The sequence below is a fragment of the Streptomyces sp. NPDC001889 genome (assembly GCF_053594535.1).
On record NZ_JBSFER010000027.1, the window covers coordinates 88,462 to 108,330 of the forward strand.

The following is a 19,869-nucleotide window of genomic DNA, read 5'->3' on the forward strand; positions in this document are numbered from 1 at the left end:
AGGGTCTGCGGTATGGACATCGATCAGCTGAACGGTGTGGGCGCACAGCCGCAGTCCGGCGTGCAGTGGTACTACGCGCAGTACGCCGAGGCCCTGGCCGGGCGGTACGAGAGCCTCGGCTTCGACGCGCTGTACGAAGAGGTGCTGGCCTGGCTGCCGGCCCCGCCCGCCAGGGCCGCCGACATCGGCGCCGGGTCCGGGCGGGACGCCGCGGCACTGGCCCGGCTGGGATACCGGGTGACGGCCGTGGAGCCGGTGCGCGAGATGCGGGAGATATCGGCGCGGCTGCACCCCGAGGAGATGGTCCGGCTGGCGGACGCGCTCCCGGAGCTGCCCGGGGTGACGGGCCCCTTCGAGCTGCTGCTGCTCTCCGCCGTGTGGATGCATCTGGACCGGGACGAGCGGCCGGTCGCCATGGCCCGGCTCGGCGGGCTGCTCACCGGTGGTGGCCGGATGGTGGTCACCCTGCGGCACGGAGAGCCGCCGCGCGACCGGCGGATGTTCGATGTGCCGGCCGACGAGACCATCGCCCTCGCCGCGTCGTGCGGTCTGCGCCTGGTGCACCGCGGCGGCGGTGAGGACCGCCTCGGCCGGGACGAGGTGCACTGGAGCCGGCTGGTCTTCGAGAAGGCGGGACAGCTCCCGGCCGCCCCGCTCGCTCCCCGGGGGTAGCCCCGCCGCCCGCTCACCCCTCCTGAGCCGCTCCCGGAGCCGGCCCGGAGGGTGCCGGAGGTGTCCTCGTCCCGCGCGCCGCGCCGGGCACCCGCCGCGGCGCGCGGTGAGCGGGTCAGACGCCGATGCCGCGGCCGTCCTCGCGCCAGACGGCGACGACCGAGGGCCGGACGAGTCTGCCGGGGCCGTCGGGCCAGGTGCTCGCGGGGTTCTCGACCGACGCGCCGTCGATCTCGCCCGGGTGCTGCACGGCGATCACCACCCGGCGCTCCTGGATCACCGGACCACAGGTCTCCGCGCCCACCGGGACGGTGAGGAACTGCTTCAGCTCACCGCGCCGCTCGCCGTGGGTCGCCACCCCGAAGAGGCCGTCGTTCGAGCCCAGTTTATTGCCGTCGGTGGAGATCCAGAGGTTGCCGTGGGGGTCGAAGGCGACATTGTCCGGGCAGGAGATCGGGCTGACCCTCTCCTTGGGGAAGCCCGCGAAGTAGGTGGACGGGTCCTGGGGGTCGCCGGCGACCAGGAAGAGACGCCAGGCGAAGCCGTCGCCCGCCGGGTCGTCCCAGTTCTCCGCCAGCTCCAGGATCTGGCCGTGCTTGTTGAGGTTCCGCGGATTGGCCTCGTCCGCGCCCGGCTTGCCGGGCTTGCCCCGGTCGGTGTTGTTGGTGAGCGCGACATACACCCGGCCCGTGCGCGGCGAGGGCTCGACATCCTCCGGCCGGTCCATCTTCGTGGCGCCGGCCTTGTCCGCGGCGAGCCGGGTGAAGACATGGACCTCGTCGGCGGTCATCCCCGGCACGTGCGAGACATCACCGGTGACCAGCGGAATCCATACGCCTGTCCCGTCGAACTCCCCATCGGCCGGGTGCTTTCCGCTGCCGTCGATGTCCTGCGGGCTGTCACCGGTCAGCCTGGCGACATACAGGGTGCCCTCGTCGAGGAGGGTGAGGTTGTGCTCGCGCGCCGCCCGCGAGGTGCCCTTCCGCATCCGCTTCGACGACACGAACTTGTAGAAGTACTCGAACCGTTCATCGTCGCCCATGTACACCACCGGGCGCCCGTCATCGGTGAGCCGGGGCTCCGCGCCCTCGTGCTTGAAGCGGCCGAGCGCGGTGCGCTTGCGCGGCACCGAGCCGGGGTCGTACGGGTCCAGCTCGACCACCCAGCCGTGGCGGTGCGACTCATGCGGCTCCAGCGTCGCGTCGAAGCGCCGGTCGAACCGCTCCCACTTGCGCTCGGTCGCCCCGGGGGCGATGCCGTACCGCTCGTCCGTCGCGCTGGAGCCGTTGGCGAAGTAGGCGTTGATGTTCTCCTCGCCGTGCAGGGTGGTGCCCCAGGGGGTGGTGCCGCCCGCGCAGTTGTTGAAGGTGCCGAGGACCCGGGTGCCGCTCGGGTCGGCGGAGGTCCGCAGCAGCGGGCTGCCCGCCGCCGGGCCGGCCATCTCGAAGGGACTGGTGGCGGTGACGCGCCGGTTGAGCCGGTGCCGGGGGACCGGGGTCAGCCGGCCGGTTCCCCGCTCCTCCTGGACCACGACCACCGAGAGCCCGTGCCCGGCCCAGCCGATCCCGACCTGTTCGCGCGTCGGGTTCTCCTGGTCGTAGCCCCGGAACATCAGCCACTCGCTGGTGTACTCGTGGTTGGCGACCATGATCTGACGCCCCCGCTCCCCGGGCAGCGGGAGGAGCGAGAGGAAGTCGTTGTTGTAGCCGAACTGGCCCGCCTGGGCCCGGGCGGTCTGGTGCTCGGGGTCGAAGGCGGGCGCGCCGCGCAGGATCGGGTCGCCCCACCGGATCACCACCTCCTGGGTGTGGCCGGCGGGGATGGTGACCGTGTCCGTCCCATTGGGGGCGACGGCGGTGAAGCGCAGACCGCGGGCGCCATCGGCGCGCCCGCGACCTCCGTTCGGGACCGCCTGCCCGGCCGCCGCACGGGCCGGGGAACCGCCTCCGGGACCGGCGACCGCCGAGGCGCCGGCGGCTGCCGCGACGGTCACCACCGCGGCCGCGCGCATCAGCGAGCGGCGGGAGAGGACCCCGGCGATGATGTCCCCCGCGTACGCGTTGGCGCTGGTGTTGGGTATGGGACGGGAACAGGCGTCCCCGCAGCGGTAGCGGCAGGTGAGCGCGGAGCGTCCGCCGGAGTGCGGCTCGGTGGGCAGAAGCGGCAGCGGTTGGGGCACGGTTCTCCTCCTCCGGCGCGCGTCGCGCGCCGACAGATGTTCGACGTACTCGGTCCAGAGCGTGCGACGGTGCTGACGGGCGGGTGGCTCCCGGAGGAGGGCGGCCCGGTGGCCGCCCGCTCCGTGGCGCGGTCCGGTGGCGGCCCCTCTCCGCGACTACAGCAGGAAGGCCCCGAGGATCAGGACCGAACCCAGTGCGACCAGGCCCTGGACGAGGGTAGCGGCAGTCTGGGCCCGGTAGGCGGTCTTGACGCTCATGCCGGAGAACTGCGAAACCACCCAGAAGTAGGAGTCGTTGACATGGCTCACCACCATCGCGCCGGCCCCGATGGCGAGGACCGCCAGCACCTGTCCGATGGGGACCGAGCCGAGGTGCCCGTCCAGACCGAGCGCGGGCAGCAGCGGCTGGGCCAGCGTGGAGGTGATGATCAGTGAGGCGGTGCTGCTGCCCTGCGCGGTCTTGAGCAGTGCCGCCAGGCCGAAGAGCACGAGCAGCGCGGTGAGGCCGCTGACCGCCGATCCGTCCCCGATGAGGGAGGAGATGTAGTCGGCCATCGGGGTGCCCTTGATGACCGCGCCGAACGCACCGCCCGCACCCGTGATGACCAGGATCGGGGCGGCGTCGACCAGTCCCTCGGCGACCCAGGTGGTGAGCGCCTTGGCGTCGCGCTTCGGGGGCAGCAGCGCGAGCGCCAGGATCACCCCGATCAGCAGCGCGTTGACCGGGGCGCCGAGGTCCTTGAGCAGGCTGCCGAGGGCTCCGTCGACGAGTGTGCCGTCCCCGGCGGGGAAGGCGGCGACCGAACCGATGGCCATGAGCACGATCGGCAGGATGATCGGGGTGAGGGCCCGGGTCAGGCTGGGGAGCCGGTCGAACTGTGCCTTGTACTCCTCGAACGTCTGGTGGGCGTCGGGGAGCCTGCTCTCCAGGTTGCCGGTGCGGCGCAGGGCCCAGACCAGTCCGGCGAGCGCGGCGACCAGCGAGACGGGGATGGAGAAGAGGATGACCCAGATCAGTCCGTCGGAGCCGATGCCGACATTGCCGGCCGCCGCGATCGGACCGGGCGTGGGCGGTACGAAGGTGTGCGAGGCGTAGAGGCCGGTGGCCAGCGCGGTGCCCAGGACGACCGGGTTCTTGCCGGTCTTCCGCGCGATCGACCGCTGGAGGGGGGAGAGCACCACATAGCCGGAGTCGCAGAAGACCGGGATGGAGACGACCCATCCGATCAGGGACATGGCTATCGCGGGATGGCGCTTGCCGACGACCTTCAGCACGGCCTCGGCGAGGGTCACGGCGGCGCCGGTGCGCTCCAGCACCTTGCCGATGATCGTGCCGAAGAGGATCACCAGGCCGATGCTGGCCAGGATGGACCCGAAGCCCTCGGCGATGGTGGTGCCGAGCTGGTGGACAAAGGGCTTCTCCGCGCCGGTCGCGGCGCCGATGCCCATCGCGACGAGTCCGAACCCGTAGGTGGCCAGGACGATGGCGAGGAACGGATGCATTCTGAACCGGCCGCAGAGAAGGATGATCAGGCCGATGCTCGCCGCCAGCGCGGCGAGCAGGGCGGGTCCAGCGGTGCTCATGGGACTCCTTGCGGGGAACGGGGGACTGCGTTCGGGTACGGCGGACCGCGTTCGGGTGCGGGAACCGTCTTCGGTACGGGGACGGATTCAGGTACGGGGAGGAGGGGAGCCGGTCCGGAGGGGACGGCCTCAGGAGGCGTCCGGTCCGGAGCGGCTCCCCCGGGCGGGGGCGGGGGAGCGGCGTGCGGGTCAGGCGGTGCGCAGCCGCACCGTCTGTTCCGCCGCCGCCGCCAGCAGCCGGGCCGCGTCCCCGGTCATGGCGGTGAGGGTGCGGGGGCCGTCGGCGATACCGAAGGCGGCGGTGAGTCCGATGGCGTACAGATCGTCCAGCGGGTGGACGATCTGCCCGGCGAGCGCCACGGCCGGCACACCGCGCTCCCCGGCGAGCCGGGCGACCATCGAGACGACCTTGCCCGCCGCGCTCTGCCGGTCCAGCCGGCCCTCGCCGGTGATCACGAGGTCGGCGCCGGTCAGCGCCGCCGGCAGCCCGACTGTCTCGGCGACCAGCTCGCAGCCGCGCACCGGCTCGGCGCCCAGGACGGCGACCATGCCGCCGCAGGTGCCACCGGCCGCGCCCGCGCCCGGCAGCTCGTGCACCCGGACGCCGAACTGTCCGGCGAGCACATCGCCGAACCGGGTGAGGGCCCGGTCGAGCTGCCGGACCTGGTCCGGGGTCGCGCCCTTCTGCGGCCCGAAGACGGCGGCGGCGCCCTCGGGGCCGACCAGCGGGTTGGTCACATCGCAGGCGATGCGGAACCGGGTCTGCCGGACCGCGTCCCCGACCCCGCCGGCATCGACGCGGGCCAGGCCGGCGAGCGCGCCGCCGCCGGGCGGCAGCTCGTCCCCGGCGGCGTCCTCGAAGCGCGCGCCGAGCGCGCGCAGCAGTCCGGTGCCGCCGTCCGTGCTGGCGCTGCCACCGATGCAGACGAGCACCTCGCGCGCGCCCCGCCGCACCGCGTCGGCGATCAGCTCGCCCGTACCGGTGGTGTCGGCGCGCAGCGCGTCGGTGGCGCCGGCGAGGAGCGGCAGTCCGGAGGCGGCGGCCAGCTCCACCACCGCGGACCGGCCGTCGGCGGCGAGTCCGTACCGGGCCCGCACCGGCCATCCCAGGGGCCCGGAGACGGTCAGCCCGATCTCCTCGCCGCCGGTCGCGCCGAGGATGCAGTCCAGGGTGCCCTCGCCGCCGTCGGCCATCGGCACCCGCACCACATCGGCGTCGGGCAGCGCGCGGCGTACCCCGGTCTCGATCGCGGCACAGACGGAGGTGGCCGTGAGGCTGCCCTTGAAGGAGTCGGGGGCGATGACGACACGCACGGAACCAGGCCCTTCGGGAGGATTCAGCGCATTCGGGATTCGGATGGGCTGTGTCGGAACTCTAGGGACTGGCGGGCCCGGTCAGTATTGGCCGGGACGACGAATTCCGGCCCCTGTGCACAGGTCGGTTTGTGCACGGTGCACAAAGGCTCGTGCACAAAGGCTCGTGCGCAAAGGCTCGTGCGCAAAGGCCCGTGCACAAAGGCCCGTGCACAAAGGCCCGTGCGCAAAGGCTCGTGCGCAAAGGCTCGTGCGCAGAGGCCCGTGCGGGAGGCGCCGTGCGCGGGGCGGGCGGGCGGTTCAGCGCGGGTCGGCGAGGTGCAGGGCCACCTGGAGCACGACCGCGTCCTGGAAGGACCGGGGGTCGCGCGAGGTCAGCCGCTGGATGCGGCCCAGCCGGTAGGCGAGGGTGTTGCGGTGCACGTTCAGGGCCAGGGCGGCGTCGGTGAGACTGCGGTTGTGGCTCAGATAGAGCCGCAGGGTCTGCCGCAGTTCGGCGGAGAGCGGACCGAGAATCCGCTCCGCCGTCGCGGCCCGGGTCCCGGTGTCGAGCCGCGCGAGGAGCGCGGGCAGCTCCAGATCGGAGAGCCGCACCTCGCCGACGGGCCTTCTGCGCATCGCGAACACCGCCTGACCGGTCCGCTCCGTCAGCGCGGCGAAGTCCTCCGCCGTCCCCGCGTCCAGGGTGCCGATGTCCGGCCGGCTCTCGCGGAGCGCCGTGAGCCGGCGGCGCGGGGCCGCGGCGGCGGTCCCGCCGGCCACCGCCCAGACCGTCCCCTCGGCGTCCGCGGCCACCAGCACGGCACTCTCGTCCGCGTCCAGCCTGCGGTACAGCTCACGAGGGTCGGCGGGGGTCGCGAGCCCCTCGCCGTGGAGCGCGAGGAGTGTGTACGGGGGCTCCACCCGGCACCCCGCGAGCCGCTGGCGCTGGCGCCAGCTCCGCACCGTCAGCCGGTCGGCGATGAGGTCCTCCACGATCTGCTGACGCACCCGGTGGCGCCAGCCGGCCTCGCCGAGGAACGCCTGCTGAAGCACCATCAGCTCGGCCAGCCGCACGATGGCCAGCGCGATCTCGCCCACGTCCTGGGGTTCACCGCTCACGCCGACCACGCCGACGATCTCGTGGTCGAGACGGAGCGGGAGGTTGACACCGGCCCGCGTTCCGTTCAGCTCCCTGGCCCGCACCCCGGTGACGGAGAACGGCGCCCCCGTCCGGAGCACCTCCAGGGCGCCCTCGTGGAGGCTTCCCACCCGGGAGCGGTCACCGCTGGCGGTGATCACCCCGCGCTCGTCCATGATGTTCACATTGACCCCGAGCCGGCCGACGATGTCGTCGACAATGGCCTGTGCGGTGGTGCCGGCAATCATCGGGCCAACCTACCCGTGCGCGCGCGATCCGACCGGCGACCGCGAACACCGCGCCCGCGCGCCCGTCCGCGCCCCTCGCCCGTTCCGGGCGCGCTTCTCCCCGTGTGCCGCCGAGTTGCTGACACCGTGCGCCGTCCCCCTCTATGCTTCTACAGGCGTGTAGAAGTAGCGGGCGCCGGACTGTTCCGCGCTGCCCCCGCGCGCCTCTCACCGTCACCGCACTCACGAACAGGAAGAGGGGAACGCCGTCATGGTGTTCAAACGGTTGCTCGGCTCGCTCGGTGTCGGCGGGCCCACGGTGGACACGGTCCTCGACGCGGACGCCGTACTGCCCGGCGGCCGTCTCACCGGGCAGATCCGGCTGAGCGGCGGCAGGTCCGATGTCATGGTCGAACAGCTCGCCCTGGAACTGGTCGCGGGTGTCGCGTCCGGCGACGACGGGAATCCCGCGGAGACGGCCGTCCTCGACCGGTTCCCCGTCGGCGGCGGCTTCCGCCTCGCCGAGGGCGAGCGGTGGAGCCTCTCCTTCGAGGTGACGCTGCCGTGGGAGACCCCTCTCACCGAACTGCACGGCCAGCGCCTCGGGGTCGCCCTCGGAGTCCGCACCGAACTGGTGGTGGCGGGCGCGCGGGACCGGGGGGACCTGGACCCGCTGGTGGTGCGCCCCCTGCCCGCCCAGGAGGCGGTCCTCGAAGCCCTGGGACAGCTCGGCTGCGGATTCCGCTCCGCCGGACTGGAGTACGGCCGGCTGCACGGCACCGGTCAGCGGCTGCCCGTCCGCCAGGAGATCGAACTCACCCCGCCGCCCCGGTACACGGACCGGGTGGACGAGATCGAGCTGACCTTCCTCGCGGAGAGCGAGGGCCTCGACGTGATCCTGGAGGCGGACAGGCGCTCCCGCTCGGGGGAGCCCGACGCGATCGCCCGCTTCACCGCGGGCCACCACGACGCGGGGCACCGCGACTGGGGCGCCGAGGTCGACTCCTGGCTCCGCCGGCTGACCGGGAGCGGCACCCCCGGCTCCGCCCCCGACGCGTACGCGCACACCGATGCCCACCACGGCCACCACGCCCACCGCTCGGGGCCGGGCGCCGGCACGGTGGTCGCCGCCGGGGCGGCCGGGCTCGCGGTCGGGGTGGCCGGCGGACTGATCGCGGCCGAGGTGGTCGACGAGATCGGCGATCTCATCGAGGGCGACGAGGAGGAGGGGGCGGAGGAGGAGGGCTGAGCCACCGGTGACACCGCCGCACCCCGTGCGGCACGGCCTCGCCGACCGCCCGGTGGCCTCCGGCCCACCGGGCGGTCCGGGTCACAGCGGTGTGGCCGCCTTCAGGATGAAGAAGAGCGTGACCGCCGAGTTCGCCGACGAGAGCGCGGAGACCGTGGTGCCCGCCGCCGCTCCCCAGACGGCCAGACCCACCGTGGTGAAGACCGACGGCCAGACCCGGGGCGCGGGGGCCGGGCCGAGCAGCGCCGCCATCCTCCGGGGCACCGGGCCCGCGACGGCGAAGTGCGCCAGGACCGCCGGGGGCGCGCCGCGCGACACCAGCGCGGCCCTGCCGATCGCCCGCGCGACCGTGCGCCGGTCGCCGACCGCCGCCGCGGCGTCCTCGTCGGCCCAGCGCTCGGCCGCGTAGAACACCGCCGTCCGCAGGGGCCGCAGAAACGGATGGGCCCGCGCCGCGAGCTGCGCGGCGAGCAGGAACCGGTGGTGCCGGGCCGCGAGATGCGCCCGCTCGTGCGCGAACAGGGCCCGGCGCTCCGCCGGGTCCAGCTCGGCCAGCATCCCGGTCGTGACCACCACCCGCCCCGGCCCGCCCGGGAGGGCGTACGCGTACGGAGCCCCGTCGCGCACCACCGCCACCGGCCCCGGCGCGATCCCCGCCAGCGCCCGGCCGGCCAGCCGGCGCACCCGCGCATGCCGCCACACGGTCCGCGCGCAGGCGGCGACCACGGCGACCAGGGCGACGATCGCGGCCCTGCCCGCCACCTCGTCGTACGGGACCGCCGCGCGCACCTCGGGGTCCGACCAGCCGTCCGGCAGCGGATTGCCGGGCAACTGCGCGGTGCCGACGACCATCAGCAGCGCCAGACAGAGCGTGCTGCACACGGCGAGGACCCCCGCGACCCCCGTCAGCAGCCAGGTGGCGGCGCGGGGGTGGAGATGCTGTTCGGCGAGGCGGGCGACCGGCCAGGCGGTGCAGGGCAGGACCAGGGGCAGAAGGACGAAGACGCCCACGCGCTCACTCGTCCTCTTCGGGAGGGAGCTGCGCCAGCAGCTCACGGAGCAGCCGCTCGTCCCCCGGGGAGAGCGCGGTCACGAAACTCGCCAGCACCGCCTGCCGGTCCGGCTCGCCGTCCAGGACCTTCCGCATCCGCAGGGCGGCGAGCCCCGCCTCGTCGGCGACCGGCGTCCAGACGAAGGACCGCCCCGTCCGCTCCCGGGCGACCGCGCCCTTGGCGTGCAGCCGGGTGAGGATGGTGATCACGGTCGTGTACGCGAGACCGCCGCCGATCCGCTCCCGCACCCAGCCCGCGCCGACCGGGCCGGGCGCCCCGCCGAGCACCCCCAGCACCGCGGCCTCCAGCTCGCCCTGTCCGCGCCGCCGGGGCCCCGGGCCGCCGTCGCCGTCTTGGTGCCGGTCCGTCATGCCGTCTCACTCCCGCTTCCCCGCCCGCGCACCGCCGCGGGGCGGTCCATCGTACTGAGCGGTGCCCGGGCCCGCGCGCGTGCGGGCCTCAGCGGCGTACGCACAGATGGTCCAGGGCGAACGCGTCGGCCTTCTCCTGGAGCAGCCGCTCCGATTCGAGCTGCTTCAGCAGCCCGTCGAGCAGCCGGGCGTCACGGGGCCGGTGGAGAAACTCCAGGACCGCCCGGTGGAAGGCGCCCCGCAGGGTCGGCGGCATGGCGTCCGACGCGTCGAAGCAGACCCGCTCCGCCTCCCGGAACAGCTTCAGCGCCGCCGAGGTGCCGGCCGTCAGCCGGCCGGGGCCCGTGGTCGCGTCGGGAAAGAACGGCCGCTCGGCCGGTTCCGCCGCCGCGGCCCAGTCGTCGCGGGTCTCCCGCCGCACCAGCCGGCTCATCAGCTCCCAGGCCGCGTCGCTGGGGGTGAAGACCGCCGCCATGTCGCCGGACACCTCGAACACCCTCTCCCCGGAGGCCGCCGGGCCCGTGAACCCCGGCAGACCCCGGGGGCCCGCGAGGAACTCGGCGGTGGGCCGGGGCGTCACATCGTCCCCGTAGTGGCGGCGGATGAACGAACCCTGGTGCTCCCGGGCGCAGTCGCCCCGGTTCAGCAGACCGTACCGGCCGTCGCCCAGACTCTCGAAGGAGGTGGATATCGCCTCCTCGCCCGCCCGCGCGCCGTCCGCGGTGAGCAGGGTCCGCCACGCCCGCCAGGCGCTGCGCACCTCCGGCCCGGTCCAGCTCAGATCGCCCGTCGCCCACCGCTCGTACACGGCGCTGCCGTGCAGCTGGAGCAGCAGGTCCTCGATCCAGTCCGTGCCCGGCCAGCCGGACATCCCGCCCGACTCCATGCCCAGGCACCACCGGTCCCCGCCGCTGCCCCCCGGGGCATGGGCGCGGCTCCAGACCAGGCTCTTGAGATCGACCCGCACCGGTACCCAGTAGGCGTGCTGCCGCTGCTCGCCGTGCTCGTCCGGCAGCGAGACCCGGGGCGCCCAGGGGGAGATGGCGGCGCCCGCCAGCTCTTCCGGCAGGGGCTTCGCGTCGCCGTCGCGGGCGTACTCGGCCAGCTCGCCCTGGCCGCTGAGGATCGCCACATCGGGCGGCGAGTCCGTGCGCAGCTGGGCCACCAGCGTCTCGCGCAGGGAGCGCGTGCCCTCGTACACATAGCGGTGGCCCGTCCGCTCGCCGATCTTGGCGAGCGCCGCCACGAACGGCTTCTCCTCCCCGGCCGTCCAGGGCCCCAGAACCACCAGCGTCCGGTCCTCCTCGGCGCCGCACCCCGCCGCGGAGAAGGCCGACAGGGCCAGCAGCACACAGACCAGGGCGGTGCGCAGCAGCGGGCGCCGTGCCCTCATACGGTCCTCCCGCGCACGCTCACGCCGTCCTCCACTGGATCGCCAGATGCCTGCGGTTGTAGTGGAAGAGGGTGAAGCCGCAGGCGAGCGCCCCCGCCGTGCCGAGCCCCAGCGAGAGACCGGCGGCCAGGGACCACTCGCGCGAACGGGTCCCCCGCAGCTCGGCGGCGAGCAGACCGGCCTCCTTCTCGATCGCGGCACCGGCCCGGATCTCGCCCCGGATCTCCGCGCTCGTCAGGTCCTCGCCCGGAGCGCCGGCGGCGGAGGCGCCGTGCGGCACCGCGACCTCCCCGAGCCGGTCGGCGGTCCGCCCCACGTGCTCGCGCGCCCGGTGCTGGCCGTCGACCCCGAGGGCCAGCACCACGAGCACCAGCAGGACCGGCGCCGCGTACACCGTCAGCAGCGGGCTCCGGACCCGCAGCTGCCCCCGGACGAAGTCGAGGGTGCCGACGACGGCGAAGGCGAAGACCAGCGCCGTCAGCAGCGCCGCCACCGCCGTCGCCGAGGGCAGCGCGCTCCACCCGGACAGCCGCTCCGCGTCCGCGCGCAGCTCCCGTTCCAGCGCCCGTACGCGGTCGAGCACGGCCGTCGAGCCGGCCGGGCCCGTGCCGTCCCCCAGCAGCCCGGCCGCGTAGCTCAGTCCCGCCCTGCGCAGCTCGTCGCTCTCGTGGTGGCTGTTCGCCCAGCCGATCCAGTTGTCGTACGCCACCACCAGCCCCGACACCACCCGGACCTCCTGCTCCTGGGCCCGGCGCAGGGCCCCGGTCCGCGCGGCGTTGTTGAGGCTCTGGGACGCCTCGGTCACCAGGGAGGGATACCGCTCGCCGAGCCCGACGAGATCCGTCTGCGGCAGCGGTTTGCCGTCGTCGGTGCCGAGCCGGCGCTCGGCCTCGTACCGGGCCACCGTCAGCGAGACCCTGGCGTGGGTCAGTTCGACCAGAGCCGGGGCGTACCGGTCGCGGAGCCGCTCGGTGCGGCCGTCGAGGGTGAAGTACGCGGTCGCGGCGAGGGCGAGCACCGCGAGGGCCAGGGCGGGCAGCAGGACCATCCGGCCCAGCAGGAACTGCCCGGTGGATCTGCGCCGGTCCGTGGCGGTGCGCCCCGACGACCAGTGCCACAGTGCCCGGCCCGCCGATCGCCAGGCCGCGCGCTGTCCGAGCCGCCGGAGCCCCCGGGGCAGGGCCCCGGCGCGACGGCGCGGACCGGACCGGCCGTCCATCACCGCTCCCCGGCCCCGGTGCCGCCGCCGGGACGGTCGGCCGGGCGCGCCGGCCGGCGCCGGAACAGGCCCCGGCGCGGCTCGCCCCGCCGGTGGGTGAGGGCGATGGGCCGGGTGCGGTACGCGTTGTCGACCAGCGCCTCCGCCAGCTCCCGCCGGCCCGGCCCGCGGGCGAGCGGCACCTGCTCGAAGAGCCGCAGATAGCAGGCGGCGAGCTGTTCGCACAGATCGCGCCGGGTGAGCGGGGCCGGGATGGTCTCCGGCAGCTCCGCCAGCTCCGCGTGGAGCGCGGCCAGCGGACCGGCCTCCGCCGGCCGCTCCTCGCGCCCGCGCGGGCGAAGACTCCGCTCCCGGGGTCGCGCCGGGCCGACCAGCCGCAGCAGCAGCTCCAGGAGGTCGGCGCGCAGCCGCTCCTGGGCGTGCCGGTCGGTCAGCCCCTCCTTCAGCGGCAGCCGGTGCAGCGCCACCCAGGCCCGGCGGGCGGCCGTCACGGTCGGCGGGGACCCGTCGGCGGGCGGGTCGGCGAGGATGCGCACCATGGCCGTCCGGGCGGCCGTGCGGTGCCGTGAGTCGGGAGGCACCGCGCCGAGGCAGTCGAGGGCGAGCCTCGGCCTGCCGTCCGCGAGATGAATCCGGGCGAGGCCGAAGGCGGCGCCGCCGAGCGCGTGGTTGCGGTGCCACACCGCCCCGTACAGCACCATGGCCTCCTTCGGGTCGCCGAGGAGTTCATGGCAGTAGCCGAGCGCCAGCTTGGGCGCGTACTCGCCGGGGATCGCCTCGTAGACCAGCTCGAAGCAGGCCAGGGCGGACTCCACCTGGTCGCGGGAGAGATGGAGCAGACCGCGGTGCCAGTGCAGACGCCAGTCGTACGCGGCGAGGGCGCCGACGGCGGACCGGGCGCGGAGCAGCTCCCGCTCGGCCGCCGCCTGCTCCGCGGCGGCCTCGCCCGGGTGCTCGCGGGCGATCTCCAGATGGAGCCGGCAGCGCAGCAGGGCCCGTTCGGGCGACTCGTGCCAGGCGCTGCTGAGCTGGAGCAGACCGGCCGGGTCGTCGTACGAGGTGCGCTGGAGCTCCTTCCGGTTCGCGTCATCGCCGTCGGGTTTGGGCACCGGCAGCCCGAGCGCGACCTCGGCGGGGGCCGGCGGCCGGGCCGTCAGCCGGCGCTTCTCGCTGCCGCCGCCGCGCCACTGGTCGAGCGGCGGGGCCTTGCCGAGTTCGCCGTCGAGCGCGGCGGGCGCGGCGCCGAAGAGCGACGACGGCTCGAACTCCTCCTCGCCCAGCCGCAGCGAACGCAGCTCCCGCAGCACACCGCGGAGCTGCACCGACATCTCCTCGGCGGTGGCGAACCGCTCCTCGGGCAGGGCGGCGGTGGCCCGGCCCAGCGCGTGCCGCAGCGAGACGGGGCCCAGGCCCGGCGGGTCCTCGGGCACCCGCCCGAGCAGCGCCCGGAGGACCTCGCCGACGGCGTACAGATCGGCCGACACGGTCACCCCGGTGGACTGCCGGACCTCGGGGGCCGGATAGGTGACCGGTCCGGGCGCCCCGACGTCGCGCACCCCGGCGACATCGATCAGTTTGATGCCCTCGCCGCAGTGCATGACATTGCCGAGGGAGAGATCGCCGTAGACGAAGCGGTGCTCGACGTGCAGATAGCGCAGGGCGTCCAGGATGTGCAGCCCGTAGACGGCGATGAACTCGTGCACCCGGTAGTCGTGGAACGGTTCGACGCGCCGCGCGATCTGCTCGGCGACCCAGTGCAGCGGGGCGCCGTTGGCGTACTCCATCACGATGAACATGGCGGTGTTCGCCGGATGGTCGGGGTGTTTCGCGTAGTTGAAGACCTTGATGATCGAGGGGTGGTTGAGGCTGACGAGCCGGAGCCGCTCCGTCCGCGCGGTCGTGGTGGCACTGCGGTCGGCGGGGTCGTGCACTCCCTTCAGGGCGACCTCCCGCTTCTCCAGCATCTGGTCGTGGGCGAGATACACCTGACCGAAGCTGCCCTGCCCGAGCCGGCCGACCACCCGGTACTGCTGGTGCAGTTCCTCGCCCCGCGCGAGCGCGGGACCGGGGGCGGGGGCGGAGCCGGGCGGCACCGGGGGCTCCGGCTCGACGATGTGGTCGGGGTTGCCCACGACGACCTTGGGGAGCTTCGTCAGCTCCGGGCCCGGCGCGGTGACGGTGTACCCGTGCGGGGCGTGCGGCGGATCGAGGGCCTGTACGGCGTCCTCGACGGCCGTGCGTATCCGGAACAGCTCGTACAGCGAGGCCGCCTCATTGCGCGGACCGCCGTCGCGGCGCAGCGCGGCCAACCGGGCGGAGAGCTGCCGGGACAGCGGTCCGGGGACGGGCTCCGCGGCCGGGCCCGGCCCGGCCGCCACGGTCGATCCGCGCCGCTCCAGCCGGGCGAGGACGGCGAGCCGCGCGGCCGTGGCGTCCGCGCGCCGCTCCGCCCAGCGCGGGTCGAGCAGTTCGGCGACCTCGGCCAGCAGCGGGGAGCGCGGGTCGCGGAAGGTGAGCATCACCCGGCTGCGGCCGGATGTCAGCAGCGCCCGGAGCAGGGGCAGCACCGCCTCGCCGGTGGGAACGGCCCGGTCGACGGAGAGGAAGGCCGCGGAGAGCGGTGGTCCCTCACCGGCGATCCGGGCCAGCAGGGCGGCGGTGTCGGCGGCCGGGGCCGCCCGGCCGCCCGGCCCGGTGCCCCCGGTGGTCCGGGCGACCAGCCCGGCGCGGGCGGCGGTGCGGAACACCAGCCGCTCGGCCGTCCAGCCCGTGGCGTCCAGCGCGAGATCGATCGAGCCCACCTGCGGCTGGTTGGCCCCGCCGTCCCACATCACCCGGGGGTTGCGCTCACGGTCGGCGAGGATGAGCGTCGAGTGGATGGCGAACAGCGCGTCCTGGTCCTCGTCGCCGGCGAAGGCCAGCTCCACGGGCTCGGTCACCCGGCCGGAGCCGGCGGCCGGGCCCCTCGGGTCGCCCGCCTGCGCCGTCCCTCCCGCGCCGGCGGCCGTGCCGGTGCCGGTGCCGGTGCGGGCCAGCGGGACCCCGTCGCGGAGCCAGTGGGTCATGACGTACCCCACCCCTGCGGCCCGTTCGGGGCTGTGCGGGCCGGTGGTGAGCGGGATGGTGCGCGAGACCGCGGGCGGTCCCGACACCGTCAGATTCAGCTCCTCCGCGGGCAGGTGCCGAAGAATCGTCTCCGCCGGGATCATGTAGGCGTGGTCGAGCGCGACGGGGAACCGCTCCGTGCCGTGCTGGTGCACCAGGATGCCGATGACCCCACCGGTGCGGCGGTGCACCACCCCGCTGCCGCTGAAGCCGTGCCGGATCACATAGGGCGCCGACTCGGCGTCGAGCTGCACCCACTCGGGGTAGCTCCCGGGTCCGCCGCGCCCCATGATGCGCGCCCTGACCGCCTCGCCGCCCGGCAGATCCCGGGGGTAGCCGACGGCGTGCACCAGGTCGTCGAGCGAGAGCACCTGCCGGTGGAGGACGACGGGGTCGACCGGAGGGCTCTCGTCCAGTTGCAGCAGTGCCAGATCGGCGCTGAAGTGCGAGGTGAGCGGGCGGAGATACGGCGCGAGGACCGTGGCGCGCAGCGGCCCCGCCCGGTCCGGCGGGGCGCCGGGGAACTCCGCGTACACCTCCGTCAGCGGACGCGGGACCTCGGTGCCGTCCTTCCGGGAGGAGCGCTTCTCCATCACGACATGGGCGCAGGTGAGCACCCGGCCGCCGGGAAGCAGCACACCCGCTCCGAGCGACGCGGCCCGGGGGTGCCCGCTCTGCGACAGCCGGACCCGCCAACTGTCCTCCGGGACAGTGTCAGGGGAATGCCCCTCGGGCTCGTCCATGCTCCGCAACAATAGCCACGAGGGGCCGGAATCGGACCCCGAATACCTGATGAGGGGGCGGCCGTGAATGCGAGTGACGGACGGGGCGCGCGGGGTGGGCCCGACGGTGCGGAGACCGCGGGTCTGGCCGAGGTGATCGGCCGGATTCGCGAGGAACTGGAAACGGCACAGCGCAACGGCGCGGACAGCGGGCTCCAGTTCCTGGTGGAGCGCGTCAATATCGAATTCGCCGTGCAGATCCGCCGGGAGGGCGGCGGCAGGGGCGGGGTGCGCGTCGGGGTGCTCACCGCCGAGGCGGGGGCCGCCGTGGCGCGCGAGAACACCCACCGCATCGAGATCGAGCTGCTGCCGCACGACCGGGACGACCGCCCGGAGGGCCCGGGCATCAGCATCGGCGGGCCCCGGTAGGGCGGGCCCCGGTAGGGCGGGCATCCGGCGGGAGGGCCGGCAGCGGGCGCACGGTGCCGGTGCCGGTGCCGGTGCCGTCGTCGGGGCGCGGGCCGGGACCACCGGCGCCGGAGAGCGGTGCGCGCGGAGGCGGGCGGTGGGGGAACGGGGGCGGGCGGTGGGTGTGCGGGGGCGGACCGGCTCTCCGTTCCTGTCCCGTCCGCGGTGTGCCCGGCTCTGTTCCGCGGCCAGAATTCAGTGTTCAGAATTCAGTGTTCCGGTTCCCGTGCTCCGAGGGTGGCGCCGGACCGAATCCCGCATTCCGCCGGTCCGCCATTCCGTGATCGTTTCCAGGGTGAAACCGCGGGGCTCCGCCGTGCGGCCGGCGATTCCCGCGCCGGGTGCGGAGGCGGCCTTCCGGCCTCCGCGCCCGGGGTGAATCCCCCGCGCGGCGAACCTCGTTCACCCGATTCCTCGGCGGGTCCCGCCGCCGGGCCCCGGGGCCGTCCGGGGCGCCACCGCGGCGTACGGCTCTGCTAGCCTTCCGCCCGTGTTCCCCCACCGTGTCTAGGCCCGCCGACGCCCCCTGTTCCGCTTCCCGCGGCACATGGCGCTCCGGCCTGCCCGCACACTCCGGCGCCATCGGGCGCCGTCCCGATGAGGAACACATCCCATGTCTTCGCCTTCACGGGCCCCCTCGTACGCCGCCGTGCTGCGAGAGCCCCACGCCCTGCGCACCTTCGGCGCCGCGCTCGTCGGCCGCTTCTCGTACGGCATCGTCTTCGTCTCCCTGGTGGTGGCGCTCACCCGTGCCACCGGCTCCTACGCGTGGGCCGGGACCGCCCTCGCCCTGTTCGGGCTCGGCGGTTCCTGCCTGGCGCCCCTGCGCGCCCGGCTGATCGACCGCCACGGCGCGCGGCGCGTGCTCGTACCGATGGCCACGGTCTACGCGTCGCTGCTGACCGCGCTGGCCGTCGCGGCCTCGGGCTCCGGCGCCCCCCGCTGGGCGCTGCTCACCCTGACGCTCGCGGCCGGTGCCTGCGCGCCGCCGCTCGGTCCGGTGATGCGGACGGTGTGGAGCGGTCTGCTGCCGGAACCGGCGCTGCGGCAGCGGGCGTTCTCCCTGGACACGGTCGCCGAGGAGGTCCTCTATGTGATGGGTCCGCTGGTGGCCGGGGTCTTCATCGCGCTGGGCAACCCGGCCTGGGGGGTCGGGGCGAGCGCGCTGCTGGTGCTGAGCGGCACCCTCGCCCTGGTCTCCTCGCCGGCCCTGCGCACCGTGCCCGGCCGGGGTGCCTCCTCCGCCCCGGAGCCGCGGCGGCGCGGGCGGGCGGCCCGCGCCCCGGGCGCGCTCGAACCCGTCGTCATCGCGGGCGCGGTCGGGGTGTGCCTCGGCGCGCTGACCCTGCTGGCCGTCGTCTTCGCCGAACGCCATGACCGGATCGCGGCGGTGGCCTGGATCGAGGCGGCGCTCTCGGTGGGCAGCGTGGCCGGCGGTCTCGCCTACGGCGCCCGGGTGTGGCGGCTGTCCGGCCGGCTCCGGCTGGCCCTGGCGACGGCCGGTCTGTCGCTGACCCTCGGCCTCGCGGGCCTCTCCCCGAACCTCTGGGTCCTCGCCCTCATGGCGGTCTGCGCCGGGCTCTTCCTCTCCCCGGCGCTGACCACCGCGTATCTGACCATGGACGAGTACGCCACACCGGAGACCCGCACCCGGGCCGGCACCTGGGTCAACAGCGCCCTCAACGCCGGTACGTCGGCGGGCACCGCCGCCGTCGGACTCCTGGTGGGCCGGCTTCCGCTCTGGCTCTGCTTCCTGGTGACCGCCGCTCCGGCCCTCGCCGCCGCCGCGGCGGTCCTCCTGCGGCTGCGCCCTTCCGCGCCGCCCGCGAGGGCCGGGGCGCCGGAGGGTGAGCCGGTGGCGGGCCGTCTTTAGGGGCCGGCTTGCGGGGCGCACAGGGAGAGCAGGGTCTCCAGGGCGTCCCGGAAACGCCGGGGGCGCAGGGTCCCCGGCAGATGGGGCCCCGCCCAGCCGGGACCCGCCACCAGGACCGCCGGGCCGGTGCGGGCACCGCGCACCCCCCACTCCAGGGAGCCGATCCGCTGGGCCAGCGGGCGGCTCGCGGTGCTGAGCGACTGGGACCAGAGCACCACCGCGACCGGGCCGGTCCTGCGCACCGCCTTGTCGAGTGCCTCGGCCGGCACGGCGGCCCCGAACATGGCGACCGGCACGGAGCGCTCCGACAGGGCCGCCGCGAGCGCCTCCAGCGGGAGGGTGTGCAGCTCACCCGGGACGCACGCCAGCAGCACCGGCGGTACGGGGGAGCGCTCGGCGGGCGGAGCGGCGGGGCGGCGCAGGGCCAGGGAGACATGCCACGACAGCAGATGCTCGACCTCGACATATCTCTCGCCCTTGTCGCCGGAGTTCTCCCACTGGCGGCCGACCGCGTGCAGCGCGGGCATGATCACCTCGTCCCAGGCGCCGACCAGCCCCAACTCCGCGACGACGGAGGCCAGCAGCCGGTCCATGGCGTGCGAGTCGAGGCGCGACGCGGCGTGGATCAGTCCCTGGCACGCCCGGCCGGACGCGGCCGGGCGCCGGGGCTCCGGCATCCGGGCCGGCCCGGGCCGGGGGGCCGGCCCCCGCGCGCCCTCCGCGCCGGGCCCGGGAGCGAGCGCGGCCCGCGCGGCCTCGGAGGGCGGCACCCCCGCGCTGGTGAGCCGGCACATCCGCTCCAGGAGCGCGATGTCCTCCCCGGTCCACCGGCGGTGCCGGCCGTCCTCCCGGGACGCCGGGCCGATGCCGTAACGCCGGTCCCAGGAACGGAGGGTGGTCGGCGCCACGCCGAAGCGCCGGGCCACGGCACCGGTGGTCAGCCCCGCTTTCGGGATATCCGCACGTGGCGGGGGAGATGAAGCACGCACGTACGGACTATAACGACGCACAAACGACGCGTGTTGCCCGGCGGGGCCGCCAGTGGAAAACCTGGGGCGACCGAGGCGCGGTGGGGCGCGGACGGTCCGGTGGCGCCCCGGCCCGCCCGGGCCGGCCCCACCGCGCCGCCGAGCCCGGCACGAGGAGCAGAGCGCATGGCGACGACCGCACCGTACGGCCCGGCCGGCACACCCCGGCCCGCGCCCGGCGACGAGCCGCCCGAGCCCGCGCGGTCCGGGGAGCGCTCCTTTGCCACCGGCTCCGCCGAGAGCACCCGGTCCGGCGCCGGACCTGCCGTGCCCGGGGGGCCCGCCGGGGCCGG

The 19,869-nt window shown here is 75.2% G+C and carries 14 protein-coding genes; 4 read left to right on the top strand and 10 right to left on the bottom strand.

The window, feature by feature from the left end; translation table 11 throughout:
• The first annotated feature begins 12 nt into the window (after positions 1 to 12).
• Complete coding sequence (locus tag ACWCRA_RS28830) at positions 13 to 672, top strand: class I SAM-dependent methyltransferase (RefSeq protein ID WP_351550961.1); 660 nt, start codon at positions 13 to 15, stop codon at positions 670 to 672.
• Positions 673 to 787: 115 nt separating this feature from the next.
• Here ACWCRA_RS28830 and ACWCRA_RS28835 read toward each other — a convergent pair whose 3' ends face one another.
• The 4 genes from ACWCRA_RS28835 to ACWCRA_RS28850 form a co-directional block, all read right to left on the bottom strand.
• Entirely contained in the window at positions 788 to 2,851 is a 2,064-nt protein-coding gene (locus ACWCRA_RS28835; protein ID WP_451068988.1) for a PhoX family protein, read from the bottom strand.
• Between the two features lie 156 nt (positions 2,852 to 3,007).
• The gene (locus ACWCRA_RS28840; protein ID WP_351543192.1) at positions 3,008 to 4,435 is read right to left on the bottom strand and encodes a GntP family permease; all 1,428 of its coding nucleotides are present in this window, start codon (positions 4,433 to 4,435) and stop codon (positions 3,008 to 3,010) included.
• Between the two features lie 189 nt (positions 4,436 to 4,624).
• Positions 4,625 to 5,749, bottom strand: a complete 1,125-nt coding sequence (locus ACWCRA_RS28845; protein WP_351543189.1) for a glycerate kinase — start codon at positions 5,747 to 5,749, stop codon at positions 4,625 to 4,627.
• 300 nt (positions 5,750 to 6,049) lie between these two features.
• The gene (locus ACWCRA_RS28850) at positions 6,050 to 7,117 is read right to left on the bottom strand and encodes a CdaR family transcriptional regulator (RefSeq protein ID WP_451068989.1); all 1,068 of its coding nucleotides are present in this window, start codon (positions 7,115 to 7,117) and stop codon (positions 6,050 to 6,052) included.
• A gap of 250 nt (positions 7,118 to 7,367) precedes the next feature.
• Here ACWCRA_RS28850 and ACWCRA_RS28855 point away from each other — a divergent pair, with 250 nt between their 5' ends.
• On the top strand, positions 7,368 to 8,345 hold the full coding sequence (locus ACWCRA_RS28855; protein WP_451068990.1) for a sporulation protein: 978 nt from the start codon (positions 7,368 to 7,370) through the stop codon (positions 8,343 to 8,345).
• Positions 8,346 to 8,426: 81 nt separating this feature from the next.
• Here ACWCRA_RS28855 and ACWCRA_RS28860 read toward each other — a convergent pair whose 3' ends face one another.
• The 5 genes from ACWCRA_RS28860 to ACWCRA_RS28880 form a co-directional block, all read right to left on the bottom strand.
• Positions 8,427 to 9,356, bottom strand: coding sequence for a M56 family metallopeptidase (locus tag ACWCRA_RS28860; RefSeq protein ID WP_451068991.1), 930 nt, complete (start codon positions 9,354 to 9,356; stop codon positions 8,427 to 8,429).
• 4 nt (positions 9,357 to 9,360) lie between these two features.
• Positions 9,361 to 9,768, bottom strand: coding sequence for a BlaI/MecI/CopY family transcriptional regulator (locus tag ACWCRA_RS28865; protein WP_351543177.1), 408 nt, complete (start codon positions 9,766 to 9,768; stop codon positions 9,361 to 9,363).
• An 88-nt stretch (positions 9,769 to 9,856) separates the two neighbouring features.
• Positions 9,857 to 11,161 (bottom strand): hypothetical protein, encoded by a 1,305-nt coding sequence (locus ACWCRA_RS28870; protein WP_351543174.1) that lies wholly within the window; start codon positions 11,159 to 11,161, stop codon positions 9,857 to 9,859.
• Positions 11,162 to 11,180: 19 nt separating this feature from the next.
• Complete coding sequence (locus tag ACWCRA_RS28875) at positions 11,181 to 12,380, bottom strand: hypothetical protein (RefSeq protein WP_451068992.1); 1,200 nt, start codon at positions 12,378 to 12,380, stop codon at positions 11,181 to 11,183.
• Complete coding sequence (locus ACWCRA_RS28880; protein WP_451068993.1) at positions 12,380 to 16,228, bottom strand: tetratricopeptide repeat protein; 3,849 nt, start codon at positions 16,226 to 16,228, stop codon at positions 12,380 to 12,382. Before ACWCRA_RS28880 ends, ACWCRA_RS28875 begins: the two co-directional genes overlap by 1 nt.
• Before the next feature lie 63 nt (positions 16,229 to 16,291).
• Between ACWCRA_RS28880 and ACWCRA_RS28885 the strand changes: the two genes are divergently transcribed.
• Both ACWCRA_RS28885 and ACWCRA_RS28890 read left to right on the top strand, forming a co-directional pair.
• Positions 16,292 to 16,636: a trypco2 family protein gene (locus tag ACWCRA_RS28885; protein ID WP_351543165.1), complete on the top strand. Its 345-nt coding sequence runs from the start codon at positions 16,292 to 16,294 to the stop codon at positions 16,634 to 16,636.
• 652 nt (positions 16,637 to 17,288) lie between these two features.
• On the top strand, positions 17,289 to 18,548 hold the full coding sequence (locus tag ACWCRA_RS28890) for an MFS transporter (protein ID WP_451068994.1): 1,260 nt from the start codon (positions 17,289 to 17,291) through the stop codon (positions 18,546 to 18,548).
• Here the strand turns inward: ACWCRA_RS28890 and ACWCRA_RS28895 are convergent.
• Positions 18,545 to 19,537 carry a MerR family transcriptional regulator gene (locus ACWCRA_RS28895; RefSeq protein ID WP_351543220.1) on the bottom strand — a complete coding sequence of 331 codons (993 nt, stop codon included), beginning with the start codon at positions 19,535 to 19,537 and terminating at the stop codon, positions 18,545 to 18,547. The genes ACWCRA_RS28890 and ACWCRA_RS28895 overlap by 4 nt on opposite strands.
• Between the last annotated feature and the right edge of the window lie 332 nt (positions 19,538 to 19,869).

Coding starts and splice junctions, on each gene's coding strand:
- ACWCRA_RS28830 (WP_351550961.1), top strand. CDS start 13: ATGGACATCGATCAGCTGAACGGTGTGGGCGCACAGCCGCAGTCCGGC.
- ACWCRA_RS28840 (WP_351543192.1), bottom strand. CDS start 4,435: ATGAGCACCGCTGGACCCGCCCTGCTCGCCGCGCTGGCGGCGAGCATC.
- ACWCRA_RS28850 (WP_451068989.1), bottom strand. CDS start 7,117: ATGATTGCCGGCACCACCGCACAGGCCATTGTCGACGACATCGTCGGC.
- ACWCRA_RS28855 (WP_451068990.1), top strand. CDS start 7,368: ATGGTGTTCAAACGGTTGCTCGGCTCGCTCGGTGTCGGCGGGCCCACG.
- ACWCRA_RS28865 (WP_351543177.1), bottom strand. CDS start 9,768: ATGACGGACCGGCACCAAGACGGCGACGGCGGCCCGGGGCCCCGGCGG.
- ACWCRA_RS28870 (WP_351543174.1), bottom strand. CDS start 11,161: ATGAGGGCACGGCGCCCGCTGCTGCGCACCGCCCTGGTCTGTGTGCTG.
- ACWCRA_RS28875 (WP_451068992.1), bottom strand. CDS start 12,380: ATGGACGGCCGGTCCGGTCCGCGCCGTCGCGCCGGGGCCCTGCCCCGG.
- ACWCRA_RS28880 (WP_451068993.1), bottom strand. CDS start 16,228: ATGGACGAGCCCGAGGGGCATTCCCCTGACACTGTCCCGGAGGACAGT.
- ACWCRA_RS28890 (WP_451068994.1), top strand. CDS start 17,289: ATGTCTTCGCCTTCACGGGCCCCCTCGTACGCCGCCGTGCTGCGAGAG.